The organism is Paenibacillus violae, assembly GCF_032461945.1.
GTDB lineage: Bacteria > Bacillota > Bacilli > Paenibacillales > NBRC-103111 > Paenibacillus_E > Paenibacillus_E violae.
Genome location: NZ_JAWCUD010000002.1, coordinates 218796 through 233326, shown reverse-complemented (window position 1 = coordinate 233326; position 14531 = coordinate 218796). Strand labels below are relative to the sequence as shown.

Genomic DNA, 14531 nt, shown 5'->3' with positions numbered 1-14531 from the left:
CAACCTTTCCTGATTTCAAAAGTCTAATGTCTTAGAATGTTTGAGAAGATGGAGGCAAAGATCATGAGAAATCGAAAGGTTGCTGTGATGCTGTTGGCTTGCTGCTTTGTTATCTGGAACGGCCGGTCTCTGGCGGAGGCCAGCTCTGTTGGTGAACGGGTTGGTGAAGTGGTATCCACCGATATCGCCGCTTATGTCAATGGGAAGCAGATACCATCCATGAATATCGCGGGTGAAACGGCTATAGCGGTAGAGGATTTACGCGAGAGCGGCTTCGATGTTTCGTGGTCGCCGCGCGCGAGGACGCTGCGGATCGCTCCGAAGGCGGTAGGGGAGCAGGCTCCAGTGGATACGACGCTAATGAGGGAACCCGCCACGCTTCCGATCGGAACGCACCTGAAGGATGTGCTGTACACGGACATCCAAGCCTATTATGGCGATACGCCGGTTCGTTCTTTCAACATTGACGGGCGGACGGCCATCCTCCTGAACGATCTCTATGCCTTCGGTACGGTAACTTGGAACGAGGTGGAACGCACAATCCAGTTCCAAGCGAAGCCAATTGCGGAGTCGGGAACGCAGGAAGCCTGGCGGGAAGCGGGAGCGAACCTAATGCTCCACTCGGTAAAGAATGTTAGCTTTTCCCTGGATTTCAGGGAAGAGGGACAGTTTTATGAGGATGAACAGGTGGGGTTCGGAGAGAATGGCTTGCCGTATATGAAGCTGGATTTTTTCGCTGACAAATTTGGGTTCGCGAAGCATATAGACCGGAAGAACACTGAGCTTAGCGATGGTCTCTATTCTTTCTCCATTCAACCTGGGAGCGAACAGGCGATCACGTATTGGGGCGGGGAGGCTGTGCACACGTCTGAGTTGATCTTCCCTCCGCAAGTGAAAGATGGAGACATTTATTTGTACAGCATAGATTTGGAGCGTTTATTCGGATACATTGGTAAATGGAACCAGGATTCTCGGAATCTTTTGATTCGGTATACGAGCTACGATGTGAAAGATTATGGCCTCCCTACTCAAGAGCCCAGCGACAAGCTGACCGTGAAGGCTGTTGTGACGGAGCCGCCGTGGGACTTCTCGTTAAACGGAGGAATGGCCCTGAAGCTGGATAACGACAATATCTTCGGCAATCTCAATACGGCAATGCAGAAAACAGGAGCTGCCGATGAAAGAGTCTCCTGGATGGAGGCACCGATTCGACTGCATCTAGGAGATAATCGGATTACTACTGAGTTAGCTCAAGGTGATCGCATCTTGTACTCGGCTTCCTACCCAGTAAAGACTAGCTATGAAGCCGTTCCACTGAATGTTGGTATCCCTGGTTTCAAGCTGGATCAGACTGAAGTGGGCTATATCAAAACGGATGCCTCGACTAATACGCTTACTGGAAAGGCGGATTCGAGCTTTGCGTATGGAGTCTCCAAGTTTGAAGAGGGTCAAGGTCTCGTTACCAGAGCTTCTTCTCCGGTACAGGTGGAAGTGAAGGACGGCAAGTTCCAGATGCCCCTTACTTTAAGCAATGGCAACGGATTGTATCAAGTGCAGTTATATCGTCCGGTAGCCACACCGCGGGGGCCGGGTTACAGCAACGAAGGCTATTTCTATGTCATGTTGTTGCAACCTTAGTATTGCCATCAGCTAGGTTCTCCTTGTTTTCAGGGACCAAACGGTACGGTGACCATGGAAGAACATTAAGTGCTATTCTGACCGATATGTACGGGTGGGGGTTTCACCACATCGATTCCTAACAAAAAGCCACTTGTGGATTGTTATTTCCAGCAAGCGGCTTTTTTTGTCATTTTAATAGAATACTCTTCTCATCAAAACATCCAACGCATGTTCAATTTCTTTCAAATCTGCTTCGGTTACGTTTCCGATTTTCTGGACGAACTGAGATTCAACTTGCTGAAAAATGTCGCCCATCATCGCACTTCCTTCTTTCGAAAGGCGGATCGATTGCTTGCGACGGTCTTCAGTATCGGTAATCTTCTCGCACAATTGTTTTTCACTTAGTTTTCTAAGCTCACGGCTTGTATTTGGCATAGACATATGCATACAGTCACTGATTTCGCTGAGCGTAACGGGCTGGCTGACGGAAATGTATTCTAGAATCTTATATTGAACGGGAGTAAGCGACTCTGATCTCACATCTTTGGTCATTTCATGCGTTACTTGGTGGACTGCGGCCGTGAAGGACACGAATTTCTGGAATAGGACATTGTTCTCCACATGATCACCTCATATAAAAATAATAGCAAAATAATTATCAATAAACAATTATCATTTGACAATAAAAAATAAAGTGTGCTACGCTTTACTTATCAAAAGATAAGTAAAGGAGTGTTGAAATGAAAACATTGATTATTTACACACATCCCAATCATCAAAGTTTAAGTTATGCCTTTTTACAAAAGGTCGTTCAAGGAAGTAGGGAGAATCCGAAAATTAGTGAAGTGAGGGTTTTGGATCTATACGAGGAAGGATTTAATCCGGTCCTGGTTTTTAATGAACATAAGCGTAGGAGGGATATGCACGCCGACCCTGATCTAGCCATCTACAGGGAGCAACTCAGCTGGGCCGAAAAAATTGTCTTTGTATATCCGATCTGGTGGGGGCGACCTCCAGCCATGCTTATGGGTTATATCGACCAGATGTTTTCTTCCGGTTTTGCCTATAAGGATAAGGGAGGGATGCTGCCGGAAGGGCTTCTGAAAGGGAAGTCGGTGGTGTGTATTTCAAGTATGAAGGGACCGGTCTTATATCCGCTGTATTGGCTGAATAACGCTCACAAAGTTTTGATGAAAAAAGCACTCTTTAACTATGTAGGAATTAAAAAGGTTAAGTTTTTTGAATTTGGGAGTATGGAGAGTCCACGAGGTAAACAGCAGCAGAAATTAGAAAAGGTTTATGACTATTTCAAAACAGTGGAACGTTAACCTTAAATGACTGCCGCAGTTTTAATATTTGCGTTTTTTTATTAATTGCCGCAGAGAATCAACGGCCAGACTAATTCCGATTAGGATTCCTGAGAGAGCTACGATTAAAGCAAAATACTGAAAAACCGAATAATCTTGCATTTTTCTCCAGGAAATAGGACCTTTTAAATCTTCAATCACTTGATTCATTCCGTATATGCCACTTATTACCGTATAGATTGTTAAAATGCGAAGCAAATAACTGGCACGTTTATTCGTATAATTGGACTGATATTCAAATAGATCGTTGAGAGTCCGTTTAACTTCAACAAACAGCTCATCATTCCCATAGAATTTGCGCAGCTGAAGGAAGATTTCTTTTCCTTGGGACTGGGAAACGACTTCAATAAAATAATATTTGGCAGAAAAATCAGTAATGGAACGAATCAGTTCTTCAATTTTACCCTGGTTCTGCTCCAAACGAACTTGTGAGTATTGGTTGGAAATTTTGAGAAGCACGATTTTGTGAAACAAATTAAGCAGTAGTCCATAATAATACTCACCGTACATTTTATTGGCTATTTTAACCGCGACAGCATGAGATTGTTTGGTGATACAAGAAAAGGCATTTTCATCCGTAATAAAGTAAGTATCCGGCCCCCACCTGTCATAAGCATGCAGCTCGCTGTATGATTTTATATAGTTCAAATTTGTTGCGCCGATAAAAGGTTTACCTTCTTTATTCAACCCGTCGATGCGTGCAGCTCGATAAATATCTACTAAAGAAATTTCTGAGTCTTCTACCAGCGAGTAAAAACATGCCACATACATGCATTCATCAAGAAAGAATGGCAGTTTCTCAAAGTAGACCTTGTCCAACCGTCCATGGTCTAGGAACGCCGAGGTATTTGGCCCTAGGATATGAAAAATAAACGATTCACTTTCTTTAAAGGTCAGATCGTTATATTGAATGTAGGATTCGTCATCTTGCTTATTCATATTTTGAAGTACTCGAAATCGCTTCGCGAATTCAAGTGCCAACGAATAGTTGACCTCCTCGCATTTTAGTTCCGTGCGAATCGTAATGAATCCAAGATCAAAAGGACAAAATATAACGTCAATTGAATGAATTGTAAAAGCTAAATTGTAATATGGCGAGTGAAGGGAGCATACGATATTCAGCTGTTTGGAATAACGCCTAAACCCCTTTTCATTATCCTCCTCATGTGGAAATAAGAAGCTGCTTGTGAAAGGAAGATAATATCGCTCCATTTCCCGGTGAGACACCTTGTATTCGGCTCCATAATACCTATCCTCTTGCTTTGTCTCGCCAATAAAAAATGGAATAAATTCATCTTTGAGCAATTGTTCCTTAAACTGATTTTGAGAATTTAGATTGATGGAAAAAGGGAAGATAAATTGGTGCAATGCCACTTGCATTCTTTTTTCGGTTAACGCTACACGGTTCTCCACTTCTAAACCCCCACATTTCAAATTATGATAGGTAATATTCCCTAATTAGGGTGAAAATACAAAATGTGGTCTGAAAAGACTTGAATTTAAACAATGAAAGAGGTATTAGGATGAAGTTGTCAGGCAATGTGGTACTTATTACAGGCGGAAGCGGAGGAATTGGATTAGCTTTCGCTGAGCGATTCGCCAAGTTAGGCAATCAAGTGATTGTCTGCGGAAGACGTGAGGATGCCCTACAACAAGCAAAAGAACAGATCCCTGGTCTTATTACTCGTGTATGTGATTTGGATAACGAATCCGATCGCTTAGCTTTATTTGATTGGGTAACATCGAACTACCCTGAAGTTAATGTGCTTGTGAACAATGCTGGGATACAACAGCGATTTAACGTTTTAAAAGTAGATGCAAGGAATAACTGGGGCTACTTCAACAAAGAAATCACCAGTAATTTGGATGCGCCGATCCATCTAGCCTTACTATTTGTACCGTTTTTTGCTTCCAAAGAAAAGGCGGCAATTATTAACGTTACTTCAGGACTTGCTTTTACGCCTTTCGCGATTGCTCCTATCTATTCGGCTACGAAAGCGGCGCTTCATTCATTTTCGATGAGTTTGAGACAACAGTTGTCGGATACATCTATTGAAGTCATTGAGGTTGCACCTCCCGCGGTTAATACAAATTTAGGTGGGGCGGGGTTGCATACAACCGGGGAACCGCTGGATGCTTTTGCTAATGGAATCTTCGAAGGCTTGAACGAAGGTAAGCAGGAAATTTCATACGGCAGCGCGATCGCTCGTTTACGCATGTCACGAGACGACATTGACAAGGCTACTGAAGCACTTTGGAATGCTACAAGAAGTATGATTGAGTGAAAGAGACCACGAGGCAGCCGATTATCGGCTGTCTTTTCTGTGAGATTTTCATGAAACGCCTAAGCCTTTATTTTGCATAAAAGTTCCAATCACCGCTCAAACTATGACCATGTCTAACATTAGGGGTTTAATTTATGCTTAATTCGGTTCAGGAAATTAAATCCATATTCGCTGATCACGATGATTTATTCATTCAGGAAGAGCAATTTGATCAAACAGCCCTATTTCTTATAGGGTATAAAACGCTCATAGATTTCACGAAATCAAATTTGTATATTCGGCAAATGGCGAAAATGTCATCAACCGTACATGAATTATTCACGAACCTCAGTGATCAACTTGACGTTGATACGGATCAAATGATTAAAGCAGTTGTAGAAGGCAAATTAGTACTTTTGTCCGATAAGGAGCGCAATGCCGTTCTGGAACCAGTCAGCCGCAACCTAAGCCGAAGTATTGATCAGCCCAAAAATGAAAGTATCATTCTTGGTCCTATGGATGCTTTTGGTGAAGATATTGATATAAACGTAGGGTTACTTAGAAAGTGGCTGAGCACGGAACGTTTGTGCCATAATTCTTATCTTGTTGGAGAACTGGCTAAACGAAGAATTTCAATGCTGTATATTAAAGGAAAAGCACCTAATGCACTTATTGAAAAAGTAGATCGACATTTAAAAGAAATTGAATCGGATATCGAAACGATTAATGACCTCAATAAGCATTTTGGTCAGCGCAAGTTCAATCCCGTTAGTTATTTATTCTCAACGGAAATTCCGAATCAAGCCATTGAATCGTTAAAAAAGAACAGAATTGTTCTTTTTTTAGATAATTATCCCTTCGCACTTGTTTTTCCTCATCTCTTTCTGGATATGTTGAGTACAGTAAACGACCGAAATTTCCCTAATGGGTTGTCAGTAATGATTCGAGTATTAAGGGGACTGGGAGCATTGGCAACACTTATACTTCCTGCGTTATATGTTGCCTTAACGTCCGTTAACCCTGATGTTTTAAAAGTCGATCTCGCCTTGTTTATCTCTGAAAGTAGAGAAGGCATTCCATTAACACCTATCATTGAAACTCTTACAATGGTCGTGATCGTTGACTTAATCATTGAAGCAATTGTGAGACTCCCGAAAAGCGTTGGTCCTGCGATTACCATGGTTGGAGGAATCATACTTGGCCAGGCAATGGTGGAAGCGAAATTAGTCAGTAATCTATTGGTTATTGTAATTACCGCGATGCTGATAGCAAGTTCATCGGTTGTAGGCGTGCAAAATTCCTTGTACATTCGTGCATTAAAGTACCCCATTTTAATCTTGGCATCTGTCTACGGTATTCTTGGAGTATTTGCCGGTTTAACTTTTGTATGCATATATTTGGCGAGTTTAACGTCATGTGATATTCCGTATATGACTTTTCGCATAAAAGGAAAGGGCGACTCAAATTGACTTCAAGGTTACAGATAGGTTTAGTTTTTATCATCATGCATATGGGATTCGGTTATTTACAGTATCCTAGTCTCATATATAAATTAACGAAATCCGGTCATTGGGGAGTAGTTCTTTCCTATGGATTGCTACAACTGATCTTAATCATGATCTGCAAGAAAGGATTAGATTATTTCCCTCAAAAAGATATGATTGATATTTTTTTGAAAATGGGAAGATGGGTAGCATTCATATTTTTAATCCCCTATGCACTCAATTTAACGGCGCTGATTGCGATGAGTTTTCGGCACCATGCTGAAGTCATTGCGTCGATTTTTTTAATTCGGACACCTATTTGGGCTATCATGATTCTTCTCCTCGTCATTTCAACGTATACAGCTATAAAAGGTTTAGGCACGATATTACGTTCTTCCGTTTTTATTTTTTTAATCGTTAATATTATGGTGGCCTTTGTTATTATTACCTCGTTTGTGAATTTTGATTTTAAGAACGCTTTTCCAATTTTACCGCCATCTCTTGATTTTGTGCCGAATATAAATTTTCTCTATCTTTTGGGATTTTCGTCTTTATTTCTAGGATTTGTACCATCCAGAACCAATTTAACGACCGGTCAACTTTTTGGGGCATGGGCTTACGTGATCTGCTTCTATCTAACTGTTGTGTATATTCCCCTTTTTATCTTTGGGCAAGAAACGGTCGACACCTTTTTTTTTCCTGCCAAAGAAGCCGCGGATTCCGTTGATATGAATTGGTTTGTATTCAATCAGCAAACCATGTTTTTTGGTATGTCAATGGTCGGGTTCACCATTATATTAAATGCGGTATTACTATGGATGATTAGCCAAATCATACAGAAATTATTCAATTGGCAAAAGAAAAAAGCCTCTTATTGGATTTACGTCTTTTCACTTACCGCATTCCTATTGGCTATCTCAATTCCGAATTTGGACTTGATAGAAAAATTTGCCTTATGGAGTGCAGGAGCTAATGCACTTTTAATCGTTATTCTTCCATTTACCATTTTTATCTATGGTGTTTTTGCCGGTGGGGGGAGGTTGGACCATGAAAAAAAATAGATATTATATGAGTGCTTTTGTTCTTATGTCTCTAACCCTTCTTGTCGGATGCTGGGATGTTAAAGAAATAGATAAGCGCGACATTCCTTTAATTATTGGGATTCGCAAGGAAAACGATAATCAATACAAAGTGACATTGTATATACCAATTACGGAGAAAGGCAGTAAATTATCAAGAACGATAACTCAGAAAGGTACAAACGTTTCTAGCATTTTGGAACAACTGAAAACAAATACGGAAGATGCCTTGTACTACAAACAGGTACGTTTAATTATCATTCAAAACAATTTGACAAAGGAAAAAGAGGATGTCAGTGAAGTAATTAAGTTTTTAATGAAATCTAAAGAAATACCTCCAGTAGCTTTACTAGCTATAACAGATGAAAACATAGAGAAAATGTTTTCATCTATTAATGAAAAACTTGATGCGCACGCAACCTCTGTCATTGACTATTTTCATAAAGGGGCCGATTGGGCACCGGAGATCTCGACTACACGTATTTGGGAAGTTTATCGGAGCTTATTCTCATATACAAAAGATATCGCCATTCCGGTTGTTAATGCTGGAAAAGATACATTATTAAGCTTTGAGGGATCCGCGGTATTGAAAAACGGAAAGATAATCGATCAAATTAGTCCGAGTGAAAATCAATTCGTGAATTTGTTTCAAAACCAACCTGCTAAAGGAAAGGTTGAGAGTCTGGGTTATGCCAGCATCATGGTGAAAAATAGTTCATTACAAATAAAATCGTCAAAGAAAGCTGACGATCTGATGGTATCGAGTGATTTATCTTTAAAAATAGAAGTCTTAGAAAAAAAAGAAGGCGCAACGAATGATCAGATCCAAAGAGAGCTAGAGAAGCTAGTTGAAAAGCGATTTTACAATTTGTTTGAACAAGCCCAAAAAAACAAAACAGATATATTCGGATTTGGCCAACACTTCCGGAATCAAATTCCTTATGATGAATTAAAAAACTGGAGAGAAGACTATTATCCTAAATTAAAAGTAAATTTTCAGGTCCATGTCAAAATGGAATAAATGACTTCGCCAGCCGTTTGCAAGTTAGCCTTACATAAGTTGCTCCATGCCATATTTTTTTGCAACAATTTTAATCCTTCTATCGTCTGAATATTTGTAGTGATTCAAACTTTCAAGAGAGAAGGCAACTTATGAAAATTTATCGTAAAAAAGCAGCGGTTTATCCAATGTTAATAGCAAGTATGCTGGTGTTCACGGCATGCACATCAAATGAAAAACCAGCAGCGAGTGCTGCTGATCCAATAGCTAGCTCATCTCCTAGTCCAGTTGTAGAAGCTACATCAACACCTTCAGCTACACCTAGCGCAACACCGGCGGTTTCTTCCAAGCCGGCATCTACGCCTAGTGGTAACGTGAATGTAACACCTGTATCGTCAGAAACGACATCGGTGACTAAGCAAATTAAAGATATGCTTGAATTAGCGAAGTCAGGCAAGGTGGCGGGTATTGAGTTTGCCGCAGAAACTAAACTTATTGATGACGTGGAGAAAGCTTGGGGGAAAGCGGATCATACAGATGTCGTGGCGAGCAGTATATATGCGACCTACTCTAAGAAAAATGCAGTCATTGGCTTCAATAAAGGCGATCAAATTATAGATATTCGTTCCAGCGATCCAAAACTGCAAACCTTAACGTTGAACCAAATTGAACAAGCGCTAGGAAAGCCATCGGATACAAAAGTAAACGGGGATGACACGATTTATATTTATAAAGCATCCGATATGTTTCAATTAAAATTTATTATTCCTAAATCAAGTGGGAAAGTAGACCATATTTCCGTGTTTGATACCAAACATTCGGTCAATAACATGGCAGGCTAAATAAAAAACAAAGGGGCTCGGTTCGCCCCTTTGTTTTTTTATTTTTCTGAGACTCGACGCTATCCTATTCTAAGAATCTGGAACCTTCCGGCAAAACAGCATCCTTATCGACGGCAACTAATCCTACCCCTCCGGGGATATAGGCTGCTACCGTATTATCATCAACATTTAAATAATAGCCCGGAACATAAGTACCATGTACATACGTTTGGATAAAACCATTACTGTAAGTATAGGGGGGCGTATCTGCCGTCTCAGTTGCAGCACTAATGACACTCGGAACCATTAAACTCGAACTTGCAAGAAGCAGAATCAATTTTGTTTTGAATGAACTCATATTGTACACTCTCCCTACGGTATGATTTATTTGATTGCTATAATTCATCTGTAAACCAGTTGGGATATATTTGAAACACCTTGAGAAGAAATTTTTGGAAATGACTAATTTATTACTTTTACCTATAAAGTTAATTTTAATTATATATTAGACCAATAAATAATTTGGATATATGATGTATGAATTAACCAATCAAAGTCGTTCAGAAATAGCTCGACCAAAGGAGGTCATTGTCATTAGCAGTTATGTATCTTTGTTTGGGACCGTAAGTGTACCCATTCTGCTGGCTTGTTTTCTCGGTTATCTGTATCAAAAATTTAAGTCACCCGATACGAAGGTGCTGGCAGACTTAAGTTTGTTTGTGCTTTCACCATGCCTGATTGTAAGTGCCGTATCGAGCAGCGAGTTAAATAGCTCCTCTTTTGCTCATATTGCCATATTTACCGTTATTCAGACTGTTCTCTGTTGGGCGGCTTCCCTTGCTGTTGGAAAATTATTTCGATTTAATGCTCCATCATTACGGGCAATGGAACTGACGACGATCTTTGCCAATTCGAATAATTACGGGTTGCCTTTGCTGCTTCTTGCATTTGGCAATGCTGGCTTCGCCATTGGCGTCACGAATGTTATCCTACATATCGTCCTTGTGAATACACTTGGTATGTACATTGCCTCGCGGAGTTCCTTTAGTCCGCGGCAAGCCGGTGCCAAAATGCTGCAGAACCCACTGATTTATGCTGCTGTTATAGGACTAGTCCTGTATATATTCAAAATTCCGCTGCCCAAAAGCTTGCATGCCGGTTTGGAGCTGATTGGCGGGGCTTATGCTGCCATCGTTTTGCTTATGCTGGGTATGCAGCTCAAAAAAACAAACTGGCGCGCGAGCATGCGACGCGAACTTTGGATTTCGATCATCATGCGAATTGTAGGTGTGCCGCTTTTATCTTTGCTAACCATAAAAATGCTTGGACTTCATGGTCTTGAAGCCTCCGTTTTATTCGTTCAGTCATCCATGCCTTCCGCTATTAATTCTGTCGTGCTTATGGAGAAATACGGAGGCGATAAGGAACTTGTTTCTGTCAACGTAGCGATGACGACGGCAGCTAGCTTTCTATATCTTCCTGTGCTGATCTATTGGTCAGCCGGATTCTGAGCGGAGCTTTTCTGCTTGCGATTTGTAATCCTGTTAGGTACAATGGAAACCAGAAAAGCAAAATTGGTTTCCATTGCGGATAGGAGGAATCGTACGTATGGATGATTCGATCCGGTTGCGTATCGTTCAGGAGGCAGCGGATCTGTTTAATGCCAATGGTTATCGCGGCGTAACGCTAAGCGTGCTGGCGACACGTCTTGGGATGAGCAAGAAGACGCTGTATTTGCATTTTAACGGAAAAGAAGAGATTGCCGAAGCTGTGCTGGAATCTGTTTTGAAAGCGATTACACTTCTTGTGAAGGAGCAAATGCAGTCTTCAGATCATCCACTTGATATTTTCGAGCGCGTATTTATGGGGATCAGGGGAGAACTTGCCAAGCTGCATCCGTTATTTTTAAACGATATCCAAACCTATATCCCCGAATTATGGGCTAAACTGGAGGCATTTCGCAGTGCTCAGCTCATATTCATCGAACAGCTGCTCGGGCGAGCCATGCAGGAAGGGCATATCCGAAACGTTAATCCCAAACTGTTAACCGCGATCATGCTGGAAAGCATTGAACGCATGGCCCGCCCGGATGTGGCCGCCAAGTACGGAGTTACGATGGTAGAGATGGGCGAAACATTGTTTGGTCTGTTTATGCACGGTCTTCGCACAGACTCATGCAAAGGGAGGAGCGAGCACCCATGAACGATTATGTGCTTGATTTTAACCAATTGGATAGAAGCAGTCTTCCACTCGTAGGAGGCAAGGGCGCGAATTTGGGGGAAATGACGAAGGCGGGTTTCCCCATCCCCGCAGGCTTTTGTGTCACCACAGATGCTTACCTTACTTTTCTGAAGCAAAGTGAGGTTATGGATGAATTTTTCCAACAATTAAATGGCGTTGAGGCGGATCAGCTAGGGGAAATTACGGTGCTCGGGCAGTCCATTCGTGAGCATCTGGTAAGCATGCCGGTTCCTGATGACATTCGGACCTCCATTGTTCAGGCTTGGCAGCAGACCGGAGCGGATCAAGCCTATGCTGTGCGATCGAGTGCCACGGCAGAGGATCTGCCGTCTGCTTCTTTCGCCGGTCAGCAGGATACGTACCTGAATGTGCGAGGGGAAGAAGCGCTGCTACACGCCGTACGCAAGTGCTGGGCATCATTATTCACCGATCGGGCGATATCGTACAGGGCTCGCAACGGCTTCGATCACCGTGCTGTACAGCTATCCGTCGTCGTACAACGCATGGTTTTCCCGGAGGTGTCCGGCATCATGTTCACCGCCGATCCGATTACGGGTAGCCGAAACACGGTGTCGATTGACGCGAGCTTCGGTTTAGGAGAGGCGCTTGTGTCCGGGCTTGTCTCCGCTGACCTCTATCAGGTGCGGTCTGGGAAGCTGTCCACGAAGACGGTCTCCCGCAAGAAGCTCGCTATCTTCGCATTGGCGGAGGGGGGCACCGTGACGAAGGAACTGCCGGAGGCAGAGCAGGTCATGCAGGCGTTGGATGATGCGCGGATCCTGGAGTTAGCAGCTATCGGCGAGAAAATTAAGCGGTATTACGGCTCAGAGCAGGACATCGAATGGTGCTTTGCGCAAGGAAACTTCTACATCGTTCAGAGCCGACCGATCACCTCGTTGTATCCGCTGCCGGAGTTGAGCATTCCGCCGGGGGAAAGTCCGCACTTGCTCTTATCCTTCGGCCATCAGCAGATGATGACGGATGCAATGAAGCCTATGGGCTTGTCTGTGCTTCGAACGCTGTTTCCTTTCGGGAAAACGGGCATTCGGGAGATGAACGAGCATACGACGGCGGTTGGAGGAAGGGTCTATGTAGATATTACAAAGCTGTTGACGCTGAAGCAGGCCCGTGTTATTTTGCCGAAGGTATTGTCCAACATCGACGAAATGATGGGCCTTGGCGTGGCGGAGATTGTGAAGCAGGAATCGTTCGTTCAACATCTGCCTTCAGCCCCTGGCGTGAGAAAAGGCGTTATCGGCTTTATTCGTCCTGTGCTGCTGAAAGTGTTGCGCAAGCTGCTCTATGCTCCTGTTTCCGATGCACATCCTGAGGTTAATGCGTACATCGAGGCATCGATCCATAAGGGAGAAAATCAGCTTTCCAGAGTATATGGTCCAGAGCGGATAGTCCGAATTCAGGAGCATATAGGTTCGCTGTTATTGACCATTTTCCCACAGTTGATCCCTTATCCGCTGGCTGGAATTGTTTCGTCGCGTTTGGTGAATGCACTGTCCATGAAATGGTTGGGCGATTCCGAGGTCATCCATGTGCTGAACCGAGGATTGTCAGGTAACATTACGAGTGAGATGGGACTCATGATCGGCGATTTAGCGGATGCGGCTAGACCCTACCCGCAAGTGACAGACCTGATCCTGCACGGCGATCCGCTTCTATTTAGGGAAAAGCTGCAACAGGTAGAAGGCGGCAGTGTATTCGGTGAGCAATGGGATCGGTTCATGAAACTTTACGGCATGAGGTGCCCTGGTGAAATCGACATTACGCGCCCCCGGTGGTGTGAGGATCCAAGCACGCTGCTGCCCTCAATTGGCAGCCATATGCGGAGCATGGAGCCTGGGGAGCATCGTGCCAAGTTCGCCGAAGGCGCTCTACAGGCAGAGGCTGCGGCTAACGACCTGTTAAATCGGCTGCGTGCTCAACCTTTTGGCAGGTTGAAGGCGAAGCTCATGTCACGGCTAGTGAGCGTGTTCAGAGGGTTGATGGGGCTGCGGGAGCATCCCAAATATTTAATGATGCAGCATTTCTACCTTGTGCGCAAAGGATTACTTAACGAAGGGAACTCGCTGGTCAAGAAGGGTGTGCTACAGCGGGCGGATGATGTATTTTATTTGTCTCTCGACGAGCTGCTGAAACTGGCTGAAGGCGAACGTCCATCCGGTGTTGCGGCGCTGCTCGAGCAGCGGATGGAGGAACTGAAGCGATTCCGGGGCATGAAGCCACCAAGGTTGATGACGAGCGAGGGAGAAATCGTTATCGGCCGGCGTAAATTGCAGGATGCTCCCGAGGGCGCCTTCGTCGGAACACCGGTATCCGCCGGTGTCATCGAGGGCATCGCTCGTGTGGTGCTGCGGCCTGAGGAGGCGAAGCTGAACAAGGGGGAGATTATGATCGCCCCATTTACGGACCCAGGCTGGACGCCTCTGTTCCATTCCGCCGTCGGGCTGGTTATGGAGGTCGGCGGTTTGATGACACATGGCGCCGTAGTAGCCAGGGAATATGGGCTGCCGGCGGTTGTTGGCATCGATGGAGCGACGACTCTCATTCGCGATGGAGACCGAATTCGGTTGGACGGAACTCGCGGCTATGTACTGGTGCTGGAGCGAAACGATTTCATGAAACTTGACTGAGGAGGTTAAT

13 protein-coding genes are annotated in these 14531 nt (G+C 43.7%); 10 read left to right on the top strand and 3 right to left on the bottom strand.

Annotated elements, in window-relative coordinates:
* Nucleotides 1-63: 63 nt before the first annotated feature.
* A complete protein-coding gene (locus RQP52_RS08085) occupies nt 64-1638 on the top strand; it encodes a hypothetical protein (RefSeq protein ID WP_315950714.1) in 1575 nt (524 codons plus the stop codon).
* Nucleotides 1639-1812: 174 nt separating this feature from the next.
* On the opposite strand, the gene RQP52_RS08080 is transcribed toward RQP52_RS08085, so the two are convergent.
* The gene (locus RQP52_RS08080) at nt 1813-2241 is read right to left on the bottom strand and encodes a MarR family winged helix-turn-helix transcriptional regulator (RefSeq protein WP_315950713.1); all 429 of its coding nucleotides are present in this window, start codon (nt 2239-2241) and stop codon (nt 1813-1815) included.
* 119 nt (nt 2242-2360) lie between these two features.
* Here RQP52_RS08080 and RQP52_RS08075 point away from each other — a divergent pair, with 119 nt between their 5' ends.
* Complete coding sequence (locus RQP52_RS08075) at nt 2361-2948, top strand: NAD(P)H-dependent oxidoreductase (protein ID WP_315950712.1); 588 nt, start codon at nt 2361-2363, stop codon at nt 2946-2948.
* A gap of 21 nt (nt 2949-2969) precedes the next feature.
* Here RQP52_RS08075 and RQP52_RS08070 read toward each other — a convergent pair whose 3' ends face one another.
* Entirely contained in the window at nt 2970-4400 is a 1431-nt protein-coding gene (locus RQP52_RS08070) for a hypothetical protein (protein ID WP_315950711.1), read from the bottom strand.
* 110 nt (nt 4401-4510) lie between these two features.
* On the opposite strand from RQP52_RS08070, the gene RQP52_RS08065 reads away from it, so the two are divergent.
* From RQP52_RS08065 to RQP52_RS08045, 5 genes are all read left to right on the top strand, one after another.
* Nucleotides 4511-5272, top strand: a complete 762-nt coding sequence (locus RQP52_RS08065; RefSeq protein WP_315950710.1) for an SDR family oxidoreductase — start codon at nt 4511-4513, stop codon at nt 5270-5272.
* 134 nt (nt 5273-5406) lie between these two features.
* A complete protein-coding gene (locus RQP52_RS08060) occupies nt 5407-6720 on the top strand; it encodes a spore germination protein (RefSeq protein ID WP_315950709.1) in 1314 nt (437 codons plus the stop codon).
* Complete coding sequence (locus RQP52_RS08055) at nt 6717-7796, top strand: GerAB/ArcD/ProY family transporter (protein ID WP_315950708.1); 1080 nt, start codon at nt 6717-6719, stop codon at nt 7794-7796. Before RQP52_RS08060 ends, RQP52_RS08055 begins: the two co-directional genes overlap by 4 nt.
* The gene (locus RQP52_RS08050) at nt 7783-8835 is read left to right on the top strand and encodes a Ger(x)C family spore germination protein (protein ID WP_315950707.1); all 1053 of its coding nucleotides are present in this window, start codon (nt 7783-7785) and stop codon (nt 8833-8835) included. Before RQP52_RS08055 ends, RQP52_RS08050 begins: the two co-directional genes overlap by 14 nt.
* 131 nt (nt 8836-8966) lie before the next feature.
* Complete coding sequence (locus RQP52_RS08045) at nt 8967-9656, top strand: YjgB family protein (RefSeq protein WP_315950706.1); 690 nt, start codon at nt 8967-8969, stop codon at nt 9654-9656.
* A gap of 64 nt (nt 9657-9720) precedes the next feature.
* Here RQP52_RS08045 and RQP52_RS08040 read toward each other — a convergent pair whose 3' ends face one another.
* On the bottom strand, nt 9721-9993 hold the full coding sequence (locus RQP52_RS08040; protein WP_315950705.1) for a hypothetical protein: 273 nt from the start codon (nt 9991-9993) through the stop codon (nt 9721-9723).
* Nucleotides 9994-10165: 172 nt separating this feature from the next.
* Here RQP52_RS08040 and RQP52_RS08035 point away from each other — a divergent pair, with 172 nt between their 5' ends.
* From RQP52_RS08035 to RQP52_RS08025, 3 genes are all read left to right on the top strand, one after another.
* Nucleotides 10166-11146: an AEC family transporter gene (locus tag RQP52_RS08035; RefSeq protein ID WP_315950704.1), complete on the top strand. Its 981-nt coding sequence runs from the start codon at nt 10166-10168 to the stop codon at nt 11144-11146.
* 97 nt (nt 11147-11243) lie between these two features.
* Nucleotides 11244-11837: a TetR/AcrR family transcriptional regulator gene (locus RQP52_RS08030; RefSeq protein ID WP_315950702.1), complete on the top strand. Its 594-nt coding sequence runs from the start codon at nt 11244-11246 to the stop codon at nt 11835-11837.
* Nucleotides 11834-14521: a phosphoenolpyruvate synthase gene (locus RQP52_RS08025; RefSeq protein ID WP_315950700.1), complete on the top strand. Its 2688-nt coding sequence runs from the start codon at nt 11834-11836 to the stop codon at nt 14519-14521. The genes RQP52_RS08030 and RQP52_RS08025 overlap by 4 nt, the downstream gene beginning before the upstream one ends.
* Nucleotides 14522-14531 lie beyond the last annotated feature (10 nt).